The 18,093-nt window shown below is 43.4% G+C and carries 25 protein-coding genes; 19 read left to right on the top strand and 6 right to left on the bottom strand.

The features are described from left to right. The first annotated feature begins 50 nt into the window (after window positions 1–50). From cgeD to MKX71_RS10635, 13 genes are all read left to right on the top strand, one after another. Window positions 51–1,331, top strand: a complete 1,281-nt coding sequence (gene cgeD / locus MKX71_RS10695; protein ID WP_339231021.1) for a spore maturation glycosyltransferase CgeD — start codon at window positions 51–53, stop codon at window positions 1,329–1,331. A gap of 28 nt (window positions 1,332–1,359) precedes the next feature. Beyond that, window positions 1,360–2,139: a spore maturation N-acetyltransferase CgeE gene (gene cgeE / locus MKX71_RS10690; protein WP_038429179.1), complete on the top strand. Its 780-nt coding sequence runs from the start codon at window positions 1,360–1,362 to the stop codon at window positions 2,137–2,139. A 79-nt stretch (window positions 2,140–2,218) separates the two neighbouring features. Next, window positions 2,219–2,332 carry a YhzE/YjcZ family sporulation protein YoyG gene (yoyG, locus tag MKX71_RS10685; RefSeq protein ID WP_003218179.1) on the top strand — a complete coding sequence of 38 codons (114 nt, stop codon included), beginning with the start codon at window positions 2,219–2,221 and terminating at the stop codon, window positions 2,330–2,332. Continuing rightward, window positions 2,326–2,481: a hypothetical protein gene (locus MKX71_RS10680; RefSeq protein WP_003230835.1), complete on the top strand. Its 156-nt coding sequence runs from the start codon at window positions 2,326–2,328 to the stop codon at window positions 2,479–2,481. Before yoyG ends, MKX71_RS10680 begins: the two co-directional genes overlap by 7 nt. After that, window positions 2,462–3,796: an aspartate aminotransferase family protein gene (locus tag MKX71_RS10675; protein WP_273796641.1), complete on the top strand. Its 1,335-nt coding sequence runs from the start codon at window positions 2,462–2,464 to the stop codon at window positions 3,794–3,796. Before MKX71_RS10680 ends, MKX71_RS10675 begins: the two co-directional genes overlap by 20 nt. 6 nt (window positions 3,797–3,802) lie before the next feature. Beyond that, window positions 3,803–4,492 carry a CoA transferase subunit A gene (locus MKX71_RS10670; RefSeq protein WP_029318023.1) on the top strand — a complete coding sequence of 230 codons (690 nt, stop codon included), beginning with the start codon at window positions 3,803–3,805 and terminating at the stop codon, window positions 4,490–4,492. Continuing rightward, on the top strand, window positions 4,477–5,130 hold the full coding sequence (locus MKX71_RS10665; protein ID WP_116316637.1) for a 3-oxoacid CoA-transferase subunit B: 654 nt from the start codon (window positions 4,477–4,479) through the stop codon (window positions 5,128–5,130). The genes MKX71_RS10670 and MKX71_RS10665 overlap by 16 nt, the downstream gene beginning before the upstream one ends. 8 nt (window positions 5,131–5,138) lie before the next feature. After that, complete coding sequence (locus tag MKX71_RS10660; RefSeq protein ID WP_116316638.1) at window positions 5,139–6,449, top strand: peptidase; 1,311 nt, start codon at window positions 5,139–5,141, stop codon at window positions 6,447–6,449. Then, the gene (gene ablB, locus MKX71_RS10655) at window positions 6,427–7,254 is read left to right on the top strand and encodes a putative beta-lysine N-acetyltransferase (protein ID WP_015251880.1); all 828 of its coding nucleotides are present in this window, start codon (window positions 6,427–6,429) and stop codon (window positions 7,252–7,254) included. The genes MKX71_RS10660 and ablB overlap by 23 nt, the downstream gene beginning before the upstream one ends. A 28-nt stretch (window positions 7,255–7,282) precedes the next feature. Next, complete coding sequence (gene ablA, locus MKX71_RS10650; RefSeq protein ID WP_326132166.1) at window positions 7,283–8,698, top strand: lysine 2,3-aminomutase; 1,416 nt, start codon at window positions 7,283–7,285, stop codon at window positions 8,696–8,698. Next, entirely contained in the window at window positions 8,695–8,973 is a 279-nt protein-coding gene (locus MKX71_RS10645; protein WP_004399539.1) for a YokU family protein, read from the top strand. Before ablA ends, MKX71_RS10645 begins: the two co-directional genes overlap by 4 nt. 86 nt (window positions 8,974–9,059) lie before the next feature. Continuing rightward, window positions 9,060–9,284, top strand: coding sequence for a YozE family protein (locus MKX71_RS10640; RefSeq protein WP_003231160.1), 225 nt, complete (start codon window positions 9,060–9,062; stop codon window positions 9,282–9,284). 147 nt (window positions 9,285–9,431) lie between these two features. After that, complete coding sequence (locus MKX71_RS10635; RefSeq protein WP_014477102.1) at window positions 9,432–10,112, top strand: hypothetical protein; 681 nt, start codon at window positions 9,432–9,434, stop codon at window positions 10,110–10,112. On the opposite strand, the gene MKX71_RS10630 is transcribed toward MKX71_RS10635, so the two are convergent. Next, on the bottom strand, window positions 10,109–10,252 hold the full coding sequence (locus MKX71_RS10630; protein ID WP_003231164.1) for a hypothetical protein: 144 nt from the start codon (window positions 10,250–10,252) through the stop codon (window positions 10,109–10,111). The two genes, MKX71_RS10635 and MKX71_RS10630, sit on opposite strands and share 4 nt — an antisense overlap. 118 nt (window positions 10,253–10,370) lie before the next feature. Here MKX71_RS10630 and MKX71_RS10625 point away from each other — a divergent pair, with 118 nt between their 5' ends. The 3 genes from MKX71_RS10625 to yodL all read left to right on the top strand — a co-directional run bounded on the left by MKX71_RS10625 (window position 10,371) and on the right by yodL (window position 11,610). After that, the gene (locus MKX71_RS10625) at window positions 10,371–10,547 is read left to right on the top strand and encodes a YozD family protein (RefSeq protein ID WP_003231166.1); all 177 of its coding nucleotides are present in this window, start codon (window positions 10,371–10,373) and stop codon (window positions 10,545–10,547) included. 76 nt (window positions 10,548–10,623) lie between these two features. Beyond that, entirely contained in the window at window positions 10,624–11,235 is a 612-nt protein-coding gene (gene pgpB / locus MKX71_RS10620; RefSeq protein WP_192857783.1) for a phosphatidylglycerophosphatase PgpB, read from the top strand. A 60-nt stretch (window positions 11,236–11,295) separates the two neighbouring features. Continuing rightward, window positions 11,296–11,610 (top strand): shape determination protein YodL, encoded by a 315-nt coding sequence (gene yodL / locus MKX71_RS10615; protein WP_004399431.1) that lies wholly within the window; start codon window positions 11,296–11,298, stop codon window positions 11,608–11,610. A gap of 39 nt (window positions 11,611–11,649) precedes the next feature. Here the strand turns inward: yodL and MKX71_RS10610 are convergent, their stop codons facing one another. Then, window positions 11,650–11,775 (bottom strand): hypothetical protein, encoded by a 126-nt coding sequence (locus MKX71_RS10610; RefSeq protein ID WP_003231174.1) that lies wholly within the window; start codon window positions 11,773–11,775, stop codon window positions 11,650–11,652. Between the two features lie 201 nt (window positions 11,776–11,976). Here MKX71_RS10610 and deoD point away from each other — a divergent pair, with 201 nt between their 5' ends. Next, entirely contained in the window at window positions 11,977–12,678 is a 702-nt protein-coding gene (gene deoD, locus MKX71_RS10605) for a purine-nucleoside phosphorylase (RefSeq protein ID WP_339231012.1), read from the top strand. An 82-nt stretch (window positions 12,679–12,760) separates the two neighbouring features. After that, window positions 12,761–13,582, top strand: coding sequence for an LD-carboxypeptidase LdcB (gene ldcB, locus MKX71_RS10600; RefSeq protein WP_014480046.1), 822 nt, complete (start codon window positions 12,761–12,763; stop codon window positions 13,580–13,582). Window positions 13,583–13,652: 70 nt separating this feature from the next. Here the strand turns inward: ldcB and MKX71_RS10595 are convergent, their stop codons facing one another. Together MKX71_RS10595 and MKX71_RS10590 are read right to left on the bottom strand one after the other, a co-directional pair. Continuing rightward, window positions 13,653–13,904: a hypothetical protein gene (locus MKX71_RS10595; protein WP_014477099.1), complete on the bottom strand. Its 252-nt coding sequence runs from the start codon at window positions 13,902–13,904 to the stop codon at window positions 13,653–13,655. A gap of 87 nt (window positions 13,905–13,991) precedes the next feature. Continuing rightward, the gene (locus MKX71_RS10590; RefSeq protein WP_015251882.1) at window positions 13,992–14,693 is read right to left on the bottom strand and encodes a class I SAM-dependent methyltransferase; all 702 of its coding nucleotides are present in this window, start codon (window positions 14,691–14,693) and stop codon (window positions 13,992–13,994) included. A gap of 152 nt (window positions 14,694–14,845) precedes the next feature. Between MKX71_RS10590 and ctpA the strand changes: the two genes are divergently transcribed. After that, window positions 14,846–16,246 (top strand): carboxy-terminal processing protease CtpA, encoded by a 1,401-nt coding sequence (gene ctpA / locus MKX71_RS10585; RefSeq protein ID WP_003231186.1) that lies wholly within the window; start codon window positions 14,846–14,848, stop codon window positions 16,244–16,246. Window positions 16,247–16,280: 34 nt separating this feature from the next. Here ctpA and MKX71_RS10580 read toward each other — a convergent pair whose 3' ends face one another. Together MKX71_RS10580 and MKX71_RS10575 are read right to left on the bottom strand one after the other, a co-directional pair. Then, window positions 16,281–17,771 (bottom strand): sodium:solute symporter, encoded by a 1,491-nt coding sequence (locus MKX71_RS10580; RefSeq protein ID WP_029318028.1) that lies wholly within the window; start codon window positions 17,769–17,771, stop codon window positions 16,281–16,283. After that, the gene (locus MKX71_RS10575) at window positions 17,771–17,971 is read right to left on the bottom strand and encodes a DUF3311 domain-containing protein (RefSeq protein WP_003231189.1); all 201 of its coding nucleotides are present in this window, start codon (window positions 17,969–17,971) and stop codon (window positions 17,771–17,773) included. The genes MKX71_RS10580 and MKX71_RS10575 overlap by 1 nt, the downstream gene beginning before the upstream one ends. Window positions 17,972–18,093: the final 122 nt, after the last annotated feature.

Below are 18,093 nucleotides of genomic sequence, written 5' to 3'. Positions count from 1 at the left end.
TCTGCTTGCTGCGGAGCCGTTTTTATGTTTGACGGCGGGAGGCGGTATAGATGGGAGAGAAAGTGTCTATTATTTTAACAAGTTACAACAAACCCGATTATTTGCAAAAAGCGATCGAAAGCGTGATACAGCAAACGCATGATCTTTGGGAGCTTTTTATCATGGATGATCATTCGAATGCAGAAACAACTGCGGTGATTCACAAGTATCTCCATGACCGGCGCATTCAATATCATAACAGTTTCGTGCATCCTGCAGATCGATTAAAAACAGCCCGTTATGCCACATTAATTAACAGTGCGCTCCCATTTGCAGACGGCGATTACATTTCCTATCTTACTGACGACACTGTTTATCATCCTGAGCGGCTGAGCCGTATGGTGCAAGAGTTTTCACATAAGCCTGAAGCGCAGGCGGTCTATTCAAAACAAAAAGTTGTACATGTAAACGAAAGGGGAGAGGAAATCTCACATTTCTACAGAAATGCCAATGCAGTGCTTGATCAGGCCGCTTTTCAAGTTGATCATTGCTCCGTTATGCATCGCCATTCGTTACTTAATCTCATCCACCATAAATTTGGAGGCTACTGGGATGATGATATGAAGCATTGGAATCATGGCGACGCAATTTTTTGGGCGAGACTCAACAACTTTACCCCATTTCTGCCGATAAATGAAGTATTAGACACAACCTATAAAACCCCAGATTCATTTCAAAATGCATATCGGTTTCTGCCCGCCGATTTGATTGACGGCTCTTTTGTAAAAGGTTCAGATCAAAATGTGTATTTTTTTGATCAGGGTGTAAGGCATCCTGTTGGAGAAAAGTGGGGTTTTTTGTATCTAAATCGGACTGTCGCTGTTCCAGACCCATATTTATTCCAATATAGGATTGGCAAAATTTTAAACATTCCGAATTATATTTTAGTAAAGGAAGCTGACCATCCTGCAATATTTTATATCGAAGCCGGAAAAAAAAGGCGAATTGTGGACCAGTATGCGTTTCAATTTTATCAATTTCAAAGAAAAGACATAGTGACAATTGGAAAAGAAGAAATGGAGGCGCTTCCGGAAGGGCCGCCGATTACGTGGAAACGATCTGAATTGATCAAAAATCCGCCTGGCCGACGTCTGTTTTTCATCGAACGCGAGCCGTTTTTGTTTCTAAACGGCGTCTTTCACCCGATTAGTGAACAAGTAACAAGGAAGTTTTTTTTACATCAGAAGCCAATCTCCGCTTCTTTCCTAAATATTCAGCAATTTCCAATTGGAAAGCCGTTTTATCCGGTGTACGATGAGATTATAAAGAAATTGAATATTGCAACAGAGTAAAGGTATAGGTCATAAAAAGGAGACGTTCATGACAGGACATTATTCAAAAACGGAACATCAATATATATTGTTAACGTCTGAATCGGCATCGTTTGATCATTACAGCGTATACAGAGATCCGCAGCTTCCACACATTTTTTCTCATAACTTTGTTCAGCTCCATGATACGTTTCCATTGGAGCGGTTATTGAATTTTTTGCCCTCCGTACCAAAGCTGCTTGATGCGAATTATCTCCATTTAAAAGCGTCGCCGCAGCATGTTTTTCCGCTCGGTTTGAAGCAGTCGCTTGTAAAAAGCGGTTTTGTCGTCGAGGATGAGCTACTATATGACATGAAGCTTAGTGACTGGAAGGGGCAGATGGGACATCCTTTAACCGCATGGGGGACGGCAAAAAGTCTTTTCGACGGATCTTCTATTATGAAAATTTACGATTCCATTTATATTGGAGAAGCAATCGCTGAACAAAAATTAAAAAGAAAATATCCTTTCTATGAAGCAGGTATAATCATTCTTGTTGTTTGTTACAGCGACCAGGCACAGAAAGTTCCCATTGGGTGCGGCGAGCTGTTTATCGATCATCAAGAGAAAACGGCTAAAATCGAAGAAGTGGCAATTTTAGATCAGTTTCAAAGGAAGGGCTACGGCAGTATCTTAGTGAAAGAAATGCTGTCCATCGCCAAATCACTAGGAATGGAAGCAGCCTACTTAGTGGCTGCAAGCACTGACGGTGCAACTCAGTTTTACGAAAAGCTGACGTTTAAAAAATATGAGCGGGTGCATACTGTATTTCATTATTTCCTTACATGAAATAGGCGTTTGCACAAACCATTTGGGACTTGGCCCGCATAAAATGCCGTATATCGTGATAAGAAAGGATGAAAACAGCATGTATGGATACTCTGGGTACGGTTACGGATTTGGCTGCGGGACAAATACATTTGTGTTAATTGTTGTCTTGTTCATTTTATTAATTATTGTTGGAGCCGCTTTTATTTGCTAGATGCTGAAATTTCAAAAGAGCCTTCCCTATTAGGAAGGCTCTTTTTATGTGAAAAAGTTTTTGCGGGGAACGTCATGCCGCCATTTGGACACTCATACAATATGGTAAAAGGGGTTTTGAGGTGGGAGCATGAGCAGTTATTTGATTAAGCCAGAGCTTAGCTCGGCCTATCCGGTTGTCAGTTATGCGAAGGGTTCATATGTTTATGATCAGACCGGAAAAAAATATCTCGACGGCTCGTCAGGTGCGGTGACATGTAATATCGGCCACGGAGTTCGTGATGTGACTGAGAAGCTGAAAGAACAGCTTGATCAGGTGTCTTTTGCTTACCGCTCACAGTTTACGAGTGAGCCCGCCGAGCAATTAGCCGCTCTCTTGGCACAGGAGCTGCCCGGAGATGTGAATTGGTCTTTTTTTGTCAACAGCGGGTCAGAAGCGATAGAAACAGCTATGAAAATCGCCATTCAGTATTGGCAGGAAAAAAAGCAAACACAAAAATCCATCTTTTTGTCTCGATGGAGCAGTTACCACGGAATAACTTTGGGAGCGCTTTCATTGTCTGGTTTTTATGAAAGGAGATACCGGTTCACCCATCTCATTGAGCGGTATCCAGCTATCTCAGCTCCACATATTTATCGGCTGAATCACGAGACGGAAGAAGAATTTGTTCAGACTGCAGCTGATGAACTGGACACCATGATCAAAAGAATCGGAAGCCAATTCATCGCCGGCTTTGTGGCTGAGCCTATTATTGGTGCTGCAGGAGCAGCGATTACTCCGCCTCCGGGATATTATGAGAGATTAAGTGAGGTATGCCGCACACACGATGTGCTTTTTATTGCAGATGAAGTGATGACGGGGCTTGGGAGAACAGGAAGGATGCTCGCGACAGAGCATTGGGATACCGTACCTGATATTGCTGTACTGGGGAAGGGACTCGGTGCGGGGTATGCACCTATTGCTGCTGCCGTCGTATCTGATTCTATTATTGAAACCATAAAACAAGGGTCAGGTGTGATTATGAGCGGTCACACATATAGTGCACATCCCTATTCAGCCAAAGCTGCTCTTGAAGTTTTGCGATATGTGTTAAAGCACGGCTTGATCAAACAATCAGAAAAAAAGGGCGCTGTGCTGAAGAAGAAGCTTGATGAGGCGGCATCTCAAAGCGGCATTATAGGTGAGGTGCGCGGAAAAGGACTGCTATTAGGCATTGAATTTGTGGCAGACCAAAAAACGAAGAAAGTGTTTCTGCCAGAGCAGGCGATAACCCAGCTTATTGTCAGCGAGGCGAAAAAACGCGGGCTGATTGTTTATCCTTCCAAAGCTGGAATAGACAGTGGAGAAGGAGATGCTGTCATTATTGCTCCTCCTTTTACTATTTCAGACGGTGAAATGGAAGAGCTTATCTCTATTTTTTCAGAAACAGTTGCAGCGGTCGAAAAAAACTTAAAAAAGGATTGACATTAAATGGCGCCATTTCAAAAAGCAATCAGCATTGACACAGCAATTGCAGATGTTCGGGATGGATCGGTTCTGATGTTTGGCGGTTTTGGGGGAGTCGGGTCGCCTCCTTCATTGATTGAAGCGATATTGGACAGCGGTGTAACGGATTTAACTGTGATTTGCAATGACGCCGGTTTCCCGGATATCGGGATCGGCCCGCTTATTGTTAATCAACGGGTCAAAACCCTGATCGCCTCGCATATCGGTTCCAATCCTGTAGCCGGAAAACAGATGACAGAGGGGACGTTAGAGGTTCAATTTTCACCTCAGGGAACGCTTGCGGAACGGATTCGCGCCGGCGGAGCGGGGCTTGGCGGTATTTTAACCGACGTGGGCATTGATAATCAAATGGTTTGCGAAAAAAAGGACATCGTAACAGTGGCGGGAAAACGATACTTGATTGAAGAGGCGCTGACGGCTGATTTTGCTTTCATCAATGCTTACATTGCAGATGAATTCGGCAATCTAACGTATGACAAAACCGCGCGCAATATGAACCCGCTTATGGCAATGGCCGCCAGGAGAACCTTTGCCGAAGCTGAGCGTATCGTTCCGAAAGGTGAGATTTCTGAAGAAATGATTGTCACACCGGGGGTTTTTGTTGAGGGGGTTGTACGAAGCGAGGGAGTGAAGTGGAAATGGGCTTGGGAGTAGCAGAAAGAGAACAGATTGCAAAACGCGCTGCTGCTGAAATTAAGCAGGGCATGATTGTGAATCTCGGTATCGGTATCCCATCCTTGGTACCGAACTTTTTGAAGCCTGACATGCAGGTCATGTTTCAAGCGGAAAACGGTGTCCTTGGCATTGGAGAAAGTCCCGAAAAGGGAGAAGAGGATGCGCATTTATGCAACGCCGCGGGATATCCTGTCCGCGCTGTAAAAGGGGCTTCTTATTTTGATGCAACCATGTCTTTTGCGATGATCAGAAAAGGCAAAATTGACATTACGATTTTAGGCGCCCTGCAGGTGAGCCAATCAGGAGATTTGGCAAATTGGCTTGTTCCGGGAAAAAAGGTGCCTGGTATGGGCGGGGCGATGGAGCTTGCCCAAAAAGCGAAAAAAGTGGTTGTTGTCATGAGTCATACAGATCAAAAGGGAAGGCCTAAATTAACAGAAAGATGTACGCTGCCATTAACTGCTGCAGGCTGTGTAGATTTGATTATTACCGAAAAAGCGGTTCTTGAGGTCGATAGCCATCACTTCATTTTAAAAGAGCTGATGAATGGCTCGACAATCGATGAGGTGACGAGGCTGACAGAAGCTGAAATCAAAATAGATATGCCTTTTTCTTAAGAGGGGGAATGAGGATGCAAGACATTGAAAGAAAAGTAATCGGGTGGCTTGAGCAGCATTCGGCCAAAGCCATTCGTCTTCTCAAAAGGCTGATTGGGGAAAAAAGCACATTGGGGTCAGAGTTTAACGCCCAAGCTGTTGTGCTTGAAAAGCTGCGGCAATTTCATATGGACATTGATGTATGGGAGCCAAGCATAAAGCAATTAAAGCAGCATCCCTACTTTAAATCTAACCGATCCGATTTTCATGAGAGCCCGAATATCGTGGCTAAAAAAACGGGAGCCGGCGGAGGCAGGTCCCTGATTTTGAACGGCCATATCGATGTTGTGCCTGAAGGAAGCGTAAAGGATTGGAAGTATGAACCGTATCAAGCTGTCGAAGAAAACGGTAAAATATACGGCCGCGGCTCAACGGATATGAAGGGAGGCAATACAGCCCTTCTTTTTGCTTTAGAAGCCCTGCACGCCTGCGATGTCAAACTGAAGGGAGATGTATTGTTTCAGAGTGTTGTAGATGAAGAGTGCGGCGGCGCCGGTACACTGTCCGCCATCATGAGAGGCTATCGTGCTGACGGGGCGCTGATTCCTGAACCGACGAATATGAAACTATTTATTAAGCAGCAGGGTTCGATGTGGTTTCGGATCACTGTGAAGGGATTATCCGCACATGGGGGCACACGCTATGAAGGGGTAAGCGCGATTGAAAAAAGCATGCACGTTATCACAGCGATACAAGAGCTGGAGAAAGTCCGCAATGCGAGAATTTCAGATCCGCTGTATGACAATATCCCAATACCGGTACCGGTGAATATCGGCACCATCTCAGGCGGTGCCTGGCCATCTTCAGTTGCAGACCGTGTCGTCATAGAAGGGAGATGCGGAATTGCTCCCCATGAGAAACCAGAAGCTGTAAAACTTGAATTGGAAAACTGGCTGAAGGATTTAGAATACCATGACGAATGGTTTAAACGTCATCCCGTACAAGTAGAATGGTTTGGCGCTCAATGGCTGCCGAATGATTTACCTGATGATCACCCTTTAATTTCTGTGCTGCAATCAGCCTATCAAAAAATGAAACAGACAGAGCCGATTATTGAGGCTTCCCCGTGGGGAACGGATGGAGGGCTTTTGTACCATGCAGGAGATACACCAGTAATCGTTTTCGGGCCGGGGGAAACAAAAACGGCTCATCAGGCCAATGAATACATTGAGGTTGAAGCCATGATAGAATCTGCTAAAATTATTGCACTTTTTGTCATGGATTGGTGCGGGCTTCATACAGATGGGGAGGATGCGGATGCTCAAGTCAATAAAGAGTAGCGGTGTCACAGCAGTTTTGGACCATGACGGTTTTAATAAACGAATCAGAGTGGTCCGTTATGACGGAGCCATTGAGAAGGCCCTGCCGGATATCGTGGCAGCGGCAAAAGAAGAGAATGCAGAAAAAATCATCGTCTATGCGAAGCAGCATGATGAGCCAATGCTTGCCAAACAATTATTTGCGCCGGAGGGCTATCTAAAGGGCTATTATCTCGGCCATTCGGCTTGTGTCATGGTACGTTACCTTTCAGAAAGCCGGAGACAAACAGATTCTTATACAGAGGAACAGGAGATCATCGAAGCCATATATCGCACAGCGCCCCGTCTTCGCAACGACAGTACACCCGTTTTTACGATGAGAAAAGCAGAAACAAACGACATGTACCAGCTATCGATGCTGTATAAAAAAGTATTCCGCACGTACCCAACACCGGTATTTGACCCCGCTTATATTGAAAAGACGATGAATGCAAATACGGTGTATTATATCATGCTTGATCATGACCGCCTGATCAGCGCAGCAAGCGCAGAAATCAATCCAGAGCTTGGGCATGCAGAAATAACCGATTGCGCTGTGCTGCCGGAATATCGCGGCCATTCGTTAACAAGCTTTTTAATCGAGGCGTTAGAAAAAGAAATGGCTGGAAAGGATATCTTTCATGTATTTTCTCTCGCCCGTGCTTCGTCTTTTGGGATGAATGCTGTGTTGTACCATTCAGGTTATCAGTATGGCGGAAGGCTGATCAATAATTGCTTTATAGCCGAAGGCCTTGAAAACATGAATATTTGGTGCAAGCAACTGTAAGTCAAAATATGCGCGAGGAGGAATTCGTTTGAAAAACAAATGGTATAAACCGAAACGGCATTGGAAGGAGATCGAGTTATGGAAGGACGTTCCGGAAGAGAAATGGAACGATTGGCTTTGGCAGCTGACACATACTGTAAGAACGTTAGATGATTTAAAGAAAGTCATCAATCTGACTGAGGATGAAGAGGAAGGCGTCAGAATTTCTACTAAAACGATCCCCTTAAATATTACACCTTACTATGCTTCTTTAATGGACCCCGACAATCCGAGATGCCCGATACGCATGCAGTCTGTGCCGCTTTCTGAAGAAATGCACAAAACAAAATACGATCTGGAAGACCCGCTTCATGAGGATGAAGATTCACCGGTACCCGGTCTGACACACCGCTATCCCGACCGTGTGCTGTTTCTTGTCACGAATCAATGTTCCATGTACTGCCGCTACTGCACAAGAAGGCGCTTTTCCGGACAAATCGGAATGGGCGTCCCTAAAAAACAGCTTGATGCTGCAATTGCTTATATCCGGGAAACACCTGAAATCCGCGATTGTTTAATTTCAGGCGGTGATGGGTTGCTCATCAACGACCAAATTTTAGAATATATTTTAAAAGAGCTGCGCAGCATTCCGCATCTGGAAGTCATCAGAATCGGAACAAGAGCGCCCGTCGTCTTTCCGCAGCGCATTACCGATCATCTGTGCGAGATATTGAAAAAATATCATCCGGTCTGGCTGAACACCCATTTTAACACAAGCATCGAAATGACAGAAGAATCCGTTAAGGCATGTGAAAAGCTGGTGAACGCGGGAGTGCCGGTCGGAAATCAGGCTGTCGTATTAGCAGGTATTAATGATTCGGTTCCAATTATGAAAAAGCTCATGCATGACTTGGTAAAAATCAGAGTCCGTCCTTATTATATTTACCAATGTGATCTGTCAGAAGGAATCGGGCATTTCAGAGCTCCTGTTTCCAAAGGTTTAGAGATCATTGAAGGGCTGAGAGGTCATACCTCAGGCTATGCGGTTCCTACCTTTGTCGTTGACGCACCAGGCGGAGGAGGTAAAATCGCCCTGCAGCCAAACTATGTCCTGTCACAAAGTCCTGACAAAGTGATCTTAAGAAATTTTGAAGGTGTGATTACGTCATATCCGGAACCAGAGAATTATATCCCCAATCAGGCAGACGCCTATTTTGAGTCCGTTTTCCCTGAAACCGCTGACAAAAAGGAGCCGATCGGGCTGAGTGCCATTTTTGCTGACAAAGAAGTTTCGTTTACACCTGAAAATGTAGACAGAATCAAAAGGAGAGAGGCATACATCGCAAATCCGGAGCATGAAACATTAAAAGATCGGCGTGAGAAAAGAGATCAGCTCAAAGAAAAGAAATTTTTGGCGCAGCAGAAAAAACAGAAAGAGACTGAATGCGGAGGGGATTCTTCATGAAAACATGCGAATGGTGCGGCGAGCTTGAAGCGGTGCCCGGCAGGAACACGGTGTACTGGGAGCTTCCTGATGGAACGAGGGCTATAGAACTGACAGACACTCCTGCCATGGTATGTTCTTCCTGCGGTATGACCTATCAAGAGGAAAACACGGTTAAGGAGATTGAGGATCAGCTGCTTTTAATTCAAACAAAAAAACTGCCTGAAAGCCTGACATATCAGCAGCTCATGGAGACAGAAAGAATTTTGAAACGCAACTATTTTGACTTCTCCTGAGTCATGTTTCAGTATTCTTTTGTTGTAATTTTACACTTGAACTGTATAATAGAACAACAAAAGACAGACACCAGGAGGGGAAACCCATGAAATCCTTTTATCACTATTTATTGAAATACAGACACCCTAAGCCGAAGGACAGCATCAGTGAATTTGCCAATCAGGCGTATGAGGATCACAGCTTTCCAAAAACTTCAACCGATTATCATGAAATCAGTTCATATTTGGAGCTGAATGCTGATTACCTTCACACGATGGCGACGTTTGATGAAGCTTGGGATCAATACGAGTCTGAAGTGCACGGCAGATAATAGCTGTTTCATCCGCAGATCACTGCGGATTTTTTTATGTCCCCCATACCATAATTGGATATTTCCTTTGGTTTTCATGCCCATGCGAATTGGCTTCACCCGGCATACGATAGCGTATGAGAAATGTTGCGGCGAGGGGGAGACACCATGAAGCAAAATAAACCGAAATTCCAAGTAGGGGATATCGTAGTCGTCATTATGTATGGAACAGTCGGCACCATCACAAAAGTACACCAAATTGATAAACACTATCTTTATGAAGTCAATCATAACGAAGTTTTATACTTTGAATCATCTATTCAGCTTTATAAAGATTATGAGGGTGTCATTGTCGACATGGAGAAGCTTGATATTGAGTATGAATTCCTTATTGGGGACGTTGTTTATGTTAAAGATTATGGAAAAGAACTCTTTCGCATTATCGGCCATAGAACAGAAATTTGGAGATATTTAGAAGATGGCTGGGAAGATATCATTTATGAGCTGACCCGTTTAAAGGATGGAGAGTGGCTTGAAACGGAGGAAGAGGATCTCACGCTGGTGCTTAGAAAATATGAAATGGACCAGTTTGTGCATCAGCTGTTGTTTGTCCATTATGTCGGAGAAACTGGCCATGAGATCGGCGAAGATATCGCATCGTCTGCTCTTCTTCAGTTTGAAGGCGATGATGAAGATCAAGATACCCTTCACATCCTTGCTGTGTCAATTGTTGATGAGCTTCTGGATATTTATAATGACTACAAAATTCTGTACGAAATGTTTCAGGATGAAGAATATAAAGACATGATGATGTTTGTTTTGGAAAGTTTAAAAGAGCATTTCAGTTAATTTGTGAACATACGGATCAAGACATATAAAAAATATGGCAGACAGCCCCAAATCATCACACGCGTCATTCCTTTGAGCGTTTTTTCCATTATGATATCAAATCTTTCTCCGTCCAGTGCTTCCATCATTTTAGCAATCATAGCGTCAGCCTCCCATGGCTCGTTTTTTATTCAATATATGACTGAAAGAATTGTTTAGAACACCGGGTATAATTCAGCCTGTTTTTTCATAAAACATAAAAAAGGAGGCGGTACGGAGATGAAAGAAATAGATCTTGTGATTGATACGGAAGAAATCGCTGAATTTTTTTACAGAGAGCTTGCAAGACGGGGCTACATACCGAGTGAGGATGAGCTGTTTGAAATCGCTGATATTACCTTTGATTATTTGATAGAAAAATGTATGATAGATGAAGAGCTGGATGAAGATGAGTGAGGCTTAAAACCGGAGCGGTCAGCTCCGGTTTTATTATTCGTGTTCTATGACTTCTGTGAAAATTGAGGTGGTTAAATTGTACAAGCCCGTTAGCTTGTTTCTTTTCTTTCTCATTCTAGCTGCGGCCATTCATACAAATGCTGTTCAATCTGCAGATGAAGCAATAAGCAAGGCAGCTGTTTTGATCCGTCAGCCATGGCTTAATGAAGTCATGACGGGGATCACGCATCTTGGTGCTTCTTCTTTTCTGCTCCCTCTAATTGCCATCATTGGAGCAGGCATGTTTTTCTACAGAAAAACATGGGACGGCCTGTTGATGCTCTTAGTATTCGGCACAGATCGGCTGTTAAACAAAGTCTTAAAAGAATGGATCGAAAGAGTGAGGCCTGATTTTGCACCGCTGGTTCATGAATCATCCTTCAGTTTTCCGAGCGGCCATTCCATGAATGCTGCTTGTGTCTATCCTGTTATTGCTTACTTTTTAGTGAAACACCTCCCGTTTTTGTCCAAGCATAAAAAAATGGTATATATCATAGCCGGTGTAATTACTGTTTTGGTCGGCATAAGCAGAGTCTATCTGGGGGTTCATTTTTTGACGGATGTGTTAGGAGGCTTCAGTCTCGGCTTGCTTCTGTTTTTCCTGGTAAAAGGTTTTGACGAAAAGATTAAGCGGTTTCGACAAAAATAGAGAGAGGAAAACACAGCAAAAACGCCAATATGTTAAAGAAATAAGAGGGAGGGGATCTTGATGATGTTATCCGTGTTTAAAAAGAAGTCTTGTTCCTATGACGTGACAATATTTCAGACACCCCGGTTTGGCGAAAAAAAGGGCTACAGAGCCGTCTATCGAACTGAACTGAACGGGAGCGATCATCAAGACGTGCTGAAAAGAGCATTCTCTTTGTTTAATGTATTCGACACTGTTCCGAGTGATTATGATGCAAGATTCATGGCCACAGGGGACGTGATCCTGATTGATGAAGGCAGAAAAGGGAAAACATATTATCAACTGCTTCCCGCCGGCTGGAGGAAAATCAATCGTCTGATTGTACAAACGACATAATGAAAAGAAAACTGCGGAAACCCGCAGTTTTCTGCAGTTTTAAGGCTTGCGTTTGGCAGCAGAATATTCTTTCCCGTGTGCTTCTTCAGCTGCAATGATATCTTTTTCAGGTATATGATTGTTCTTTTTTTGGCCGGTGATCCGGTTACGATGTTTTTTACCCATGTCCTACCCCTCCTTCCTGCGGTTAGGTTTTCAAATTAACACCCCGATTATCCGTTTTTCTGAGGAAGTGCCTAACAGATCCTCGAACATTTCTTTTTTCGACATATTCCTTTATAATCAATGCTGAAGTTTGTTTCATCATGACATTCGTTGTAAAATGGACGGGCTGGATGATAATTTAGATTTACAGGAGGATATGAGATGAGTGTACATATAGGTGCTGAAAAAGGACAAATTGCGGATACAGTGCTTTTGCCGGGAGATCCTCTCAGAGCAAAATTTATTGCAGAAACGTATCTTGAAAATGTAGAATGCTACAATGAAGTCAGAGGCATGTATGGATTTACGGGTACATATAAAGGTAAAAAAATCTCAGTACAAGGCACGGGAATGGGCGTTCCGTCTATTTCAATTTATGTGAATGAATTAATTCAAAGCTACGATGTGCAAAATCTAATAAGAGTCGGTTCTTGCGGCGCTATTCGTAAAGATGTCAAAGTGCGAGACGTCATTTTGGCGATGACCTCCTCAACTGATTCACAAATTAACAGAGTCGCTTTTGGAAGCATTGATTTTGCGCCTTGCGCAGATTTCGAGCTTTTAAAAAATGCCTATGATGCCGCAAAGGATAAAGGTGTGCCGGTGACTGTAGGAAGCGTATTTACAGCTGACCAGTTCTACAACGACGATTCGCAAATTGAAAAACTTGCAAAATACGGTGTGCTTGGCGTTGAAATGGAAACAACTGCATTGTATACATTAGCAGCGAAGCACGGAAGAAAAGCCCTGTCAATTCTCACCGTGAGTGATCACGTATTAACAGGAGAAGAAACGACAGCGGAAGAGCGTCAAACGACATTTCATGATATGATAGAAGTGGCTTTACATTCCGTATCACAATAAAATATATCAAGAGGCGTGCTGGGTGCCGGCAGCCTCTTCTTTATGAATGCGGAAACGATTGATAAAAGGAAGGTAATGTAATATGAAAAAGTCCGGTAAATGGTTCTCACTGGCTGCCGCTCTGAGTGTAACGGCAATAGTCGGAGCCGGCTGCAGTATGTCGAACGGAGATGCTCAAAAGGATACGAAAACCACAGCAGAAACAAAGCAAACAGAACAAAAAACAGCTGACAGCAAAAAATCAAACACTCAAAACAGTGAGTTTTCATTGGAAAGCCAGTATTTCAATGATATTAAAAAAGTCGATGGTCTGGAAACCATTCAAAATCCAGAAAATATACTCGCGCTTGTCAATAAACAATATGCACTGCCCGGAAACTATGAACCTAGCGATCTTGTCATACCAGATGTAGAGTTTTCTTTTGAAGAAAAGATTCAAAAACGTTACATCAGAAAAGAAGCGGCCGACGCATTAAAAACAATGTTCGATGCTGCCAAAAAGGAAGGCTATGAACTGGCAGCTGTCTCAGGGTACCGTTCGTATGACAGACAGAAAGTTATTTTTGACAATGAAGTAAGCCTAAAAGGGGAAAAGAAGGCAAAGGAAGCGGTCGCTTACCCGGGTGAAAGCGAGCATCAAACAGGCCTTGCGATGGACATTTCGAGCCGGAGCAATGGCTTTGAGCTAAATGAAGCGTTCGGAAGCACGGCAGACGGGAAATGGGTGCAGGACAATGCTTATAAATATGGCTTTATCATTCGCTATCCGAAAAATAAAGAAGATATCACGAAATATGAATATGAGCCATGGCATCTGCGCTATGTAGGCAAAAAAGCCGCAAAGGTCATCCAAGATAATGATTTAACGCTTGAAGAGTACTTTGAAAAAGTGAAGAAAATTTAAAATGAAAAGCCCGCTTACACTAGATAAGCGGGCTTCATTGTGTCTGGTGAATCTAGCATTTGTTCTATGCTTACCAGAAGAATAAACCAGCAAGAGCGACCCCTGTAATTAAACCGAGGGAAATACCGTAAGCTGCTCCGTATCCCCAATAACCGCCCCAATATCCGTAACCGAAACCTCTTGGCCCTCCGCCGGTCGGAGCTATAAAAACTCTGTCTCTTGTTACACGGGTAATTCTGCCGACGTGAACTCTCCCGCCTCTCTCTGTAATTCTGACGACTTTACCTTGATGGTTTTTGCAAAGATGATAATATCTCTCCAATATTGTTCCCCTCCTATCCTGACTTTCTATCAGCATATGATAGATAGGAAAAAAAGGTTGGACGAAAACAGGGGGCGATACGCCGTTTTACTTGTACGCGATAAAAATACAATGACCCATGTACTCACTATATAACTGCATGAGCTGATAATGTGTTTGAAGCGTATCGTAATAGATGGGATCAATCGTTTGCGATAAATCCATTTCTGTGGTTGGTTCAAATTCCATGTCTTCCGGAAGAAGTGTCATCGCTTCTGTTTTTTGAAAGCCATAGGATCTTAGGAGTTTATGCCATTCGCTTTCTTCATGTAAGCAAGTAAATCCGTAAAAATCCATCATTTGCTTCTTTTCTGCAGGGGGCATCGGTTTTTTTAAAGCAGCTTCGATACCAATCAGCATCCCGCCGGGTTTTAAAACTCTTGAAATTTCTTGAAGAGAGGATGTCAGGCGTGAAAAACTGAGGACCGATTCTGACAGGACGCAGGAAAAGGACTCAGCAGAAAACGGGAGATGTTCCAGCTCCGCCTGATATGCAGGGATGGCAAGCCCTTCATTCGCAAATCTTTTTTTCGCTTTCTCAAGCATAATAGGATCTTTATCAACGACTGTTACAGGATACAGCAAATGTCCTAAATAAGCCGCCGTTTGCCCTGTTCCGCATCCGGCATCAAGAATCGGCTGATCCGGGGAGGGCGCAGCCTTTTGCAAGACCGCTTTTGAAAAAGCCAGCCCGCCTGGGTGCGCCCCTGCGACACCGAATAAGGACAGCATTTCTAAATATCGGCTCAATATCGAATCCTCCTTTTTCCTTATCATATGTCGTATAAAGACATAGGTTTATGAAAAGCAAAAGAAGGGCGTTTCTCTTTCATTTCTGCTCCGAGTTGACGAATAAGAATTCGTCCATGATAATAATGTAAGAAGAAAAAGGTGGTGTTTAATTGAAACGGCAGTTAAAACTGTTTTTTATTGTGCTGATCACTGCAGTTGTCGCTTCGGCGCTTACTTTATTTATTACGGGCAATTCCAGTATCCTGGGCCAAAAATCAGCAAGCACAGGAGACAGCAAGTTCGACAAATTAAATAAAGCGTATGAGCAAATCAAAAGTGATTATTACCAAAAAACAGATGATGACAAATTAGTAGACGGAGCAATTAAAGGAATGATTCAATCACTGGATGATCCGTATTCTACATATATGGATCAAGAGCAAGCGAAATCATTCGACGAGACGATTTCAGCATCTTTTGAAGGAATCGGAGCCCAAGTAGAGGAGAAAGACGGAGAAATCCTTATTGTATCCCCAATTAAAGGTTCACCTGCTGAAAAAGCCGGTATCAAACCGAGGGACCAAATCATTAAGGTAAATGGAAAAAGCGTAAAAGGCATGAATGTAAATGAAGCCGTCGCTTTAATCCGAGGCAAAAAGGGCACAAAGGTGAAGCTTGAACTGAACAGAGCGGGAGTGGGGAATATCGATCTTTCCATTAAGCGCGATACCATTCCTGTAGAGACTGTCTATTCAGAGATGAAAGACAACAACATCGGAGAAATTCAAATCACTTCTTTCTCTGAAACAACAGCTAAAGAGCTGACAGATGCGATTGACAGTTTAGAGAAAAAAGGCGCCAAAGGCTATATTTTAGACTTGAGAGGCAACCCGGGCGGCTTAATGGAACAGGCGATTACGATGAGCAACCTGTTCATTGATAAAGGGAAAAACATCATGCAGGTTGAATACAAAAACGGTTCAAAAGAAGTCATGAAGGCCGAAAAAGAACGGAAAGTGACCAAGCCGACCGTCGTTTTAGTAAATGACGGTACAGCAAGCGCAGCCGAAATTATGGCCGCTGCCCTTCATGAATCGTCAAACGTACCGTTAATCGGCGAGACGACATTCGGCAAAGGTACAGTACAAACGGCAAAAGAATATGATGATGGCTCTACCGTCAAACTGACAGTTGCCAAATGGCTGACTGCTGATGGCGAATGGATTCACAAAAAAGGCATCAAGCCTCAAGTGAAAGCAGAGCTGCCTGATTACGCGAAGCTGCCGTATTTGGACGCAGATAAAACGTACAAATCAGGTGATACAGGCACAAACGTCAAAGTGGCTCAGAAAATGCTCAAAGCACTTGGTTACAAGGTAAAGGTTAACAGTATGTATGACCAGGATTTTGTATCTGTCGTCAAACAGTTCCAGAAAAAAGAGAAGCTGAATGAAACAGGCATACTGACTGGCGATACAACAACGAAATTAATGATAGAACTTCAAAAGAAGCTGTCTGATAATGATACGCAAATGGAAAAGGCAATTGAAACACTGAAAAAAGAAATGTAAAAAAAACCATACGCGGCTGCCGCGTATGGTTTTTTTATGCGCCCTTTTGATTTGGATTAGCGTCTTGTTTTTTGCCAAATAAACCTTCAATGACAGGATTGGATCCCGCGTTTTTAACGAACAGCGGATTCAGGATCACCACAGCGATCATGTTGGCGGCCAATCCCCAGAATCCTTCATAAATGCCATGTGCGGATTGAGTGGTATACACAATAAACGTTACCGCAAGGCCGACTAATAATCCAATAACTGTCGCTTCTTTCGTTTGACGCTTCCAGAACAGGCTGACAGCAATCGCAGGAAAGATTTGCACCATGCCGGATACACCTAATAGCTGGAGTGTCACTAAGGCAGTCGGGAACAGCATTCCAAACAGCAGCGCAAGACCGATGACAACAAACACCATTGAACGTGTGACAAGGGTCAGCTTGCTTTGCGACACAGTCGGGTGAATCAAGTCGCGGTACAAGTTATTGGCGAACAAATTCGATGCCCCGATTGCCATGATGGAACAAGGTATTAATGAAGCAAGAGCGATAGTGGCATATGCAAAGCCTTGTGCCACGCCGCCGTAAGATGTTTGAATCAAATGCAGCAGCGCCAGTCTTGGATTTGTATCTTCCGGCAGAACAAGAAAGGCGATAAAGCCAAGAAAAATAACCAAAATTAACACGATATTATAAAGCGGCAAAAACATGCTGTTTTTTCTTACTGCATCAGCGCTTTTCGCCGTGAAAACACCTGTAGCGGCATGTGCCCACATAAAAAGTGCCAGAGCGGAAACAATAGATGCTGTGATAAACCAAGGGATGCCTTTTGGCCCTTCTGCCGGTATCGTCAGCATTTGCGGCGCTTCCTTCACTAACGTGTCAATCATTGGCGTCCAGCCGTTAAAATGAATGAGAGGGAGGGACACCACCATAAACAGCATAATGACCCATACTAAAATGTCCTTAATGATGGCTGTATATGTGGGCCCTTTAATCCCGCTGAAGAATGTGTAAAGAGCAACAAGAATAAATGAAATGATCACAACGAATTTTACGTTAATATAGCCAGTGCCGGCAACCTGAAGCGTGTCTTGAATGCCGCTCAGCTGAAGGCATATGTACGGAATAAGCATGAGTACCCCAACGATGGCAACGAGGCTTGCCAAAAGCTTACTGTTAAAACGTTCCCGGGCATAATCCGCGAGTGTTGTTAATTTATGAATTTTCGCAACTTTCCAAAGTTTTGGCAAGAAGAAGTAGGCGATAAAGTAGGCCAACACAGAATAAGGAATGGCGAAAAATGCAACACTTCCGCCTGTAAAAGCAGTACTGGTCAACCCTAAGAAAGTATAGGCCGTATAAAGGTCAGCGCCTACTAAAAACCAGACGAGAAGACCGCCGAAGCGTCTGCCGCCGACAGACCATTCTTCCACAGAAGTGCGTGAGGATTTGTCTCTTCCGGCGAGAAAGCCGATACAGACAACGGTTAAAACAATAATAGCAGTAATGAGAAGTGCAGTCAGATTCCCTTGCATTATTCAAGTCCTCCATCTTTTTTTTGCATCTGATAAATGCCAAACGAGCATAACGGCGTAACAATAATCCACAGCAGCAGCCAAAAGTGGAAAAACGGCAGGCCGAACATAATCGGTTCTATTCGATTCACAAGCGGCAAAAGCGCGAGCTGAACGAATGGCAAAAGAATGAGAATAACAATAAGTGCTTTTTTAACCATTTACTTTCCTCCTGAAACATGATAATGCTCACTATAATAGCAGTTGTAAGAAAAGATCACAAGATAATTATTAGAAAAAAATGATTTTTTCAATTATTTAATCAAAACACATGGTTTGCATC

The sequence above is a fragment of the Bacillus sp. FSL M8-0071 genome (assembly GCF_037975455.1).
GTDB classification, from domain to species: domain Bacteria; phylum Bacillota; class Bacilli; order Bacillales; family Bacillaceae; genus Bacillus; species Bacillus subtilis.
Note: the sequence above shows the minus strand (reverse complement) of the source record. Positions and strands in the feature narration are given on the sequence as shown.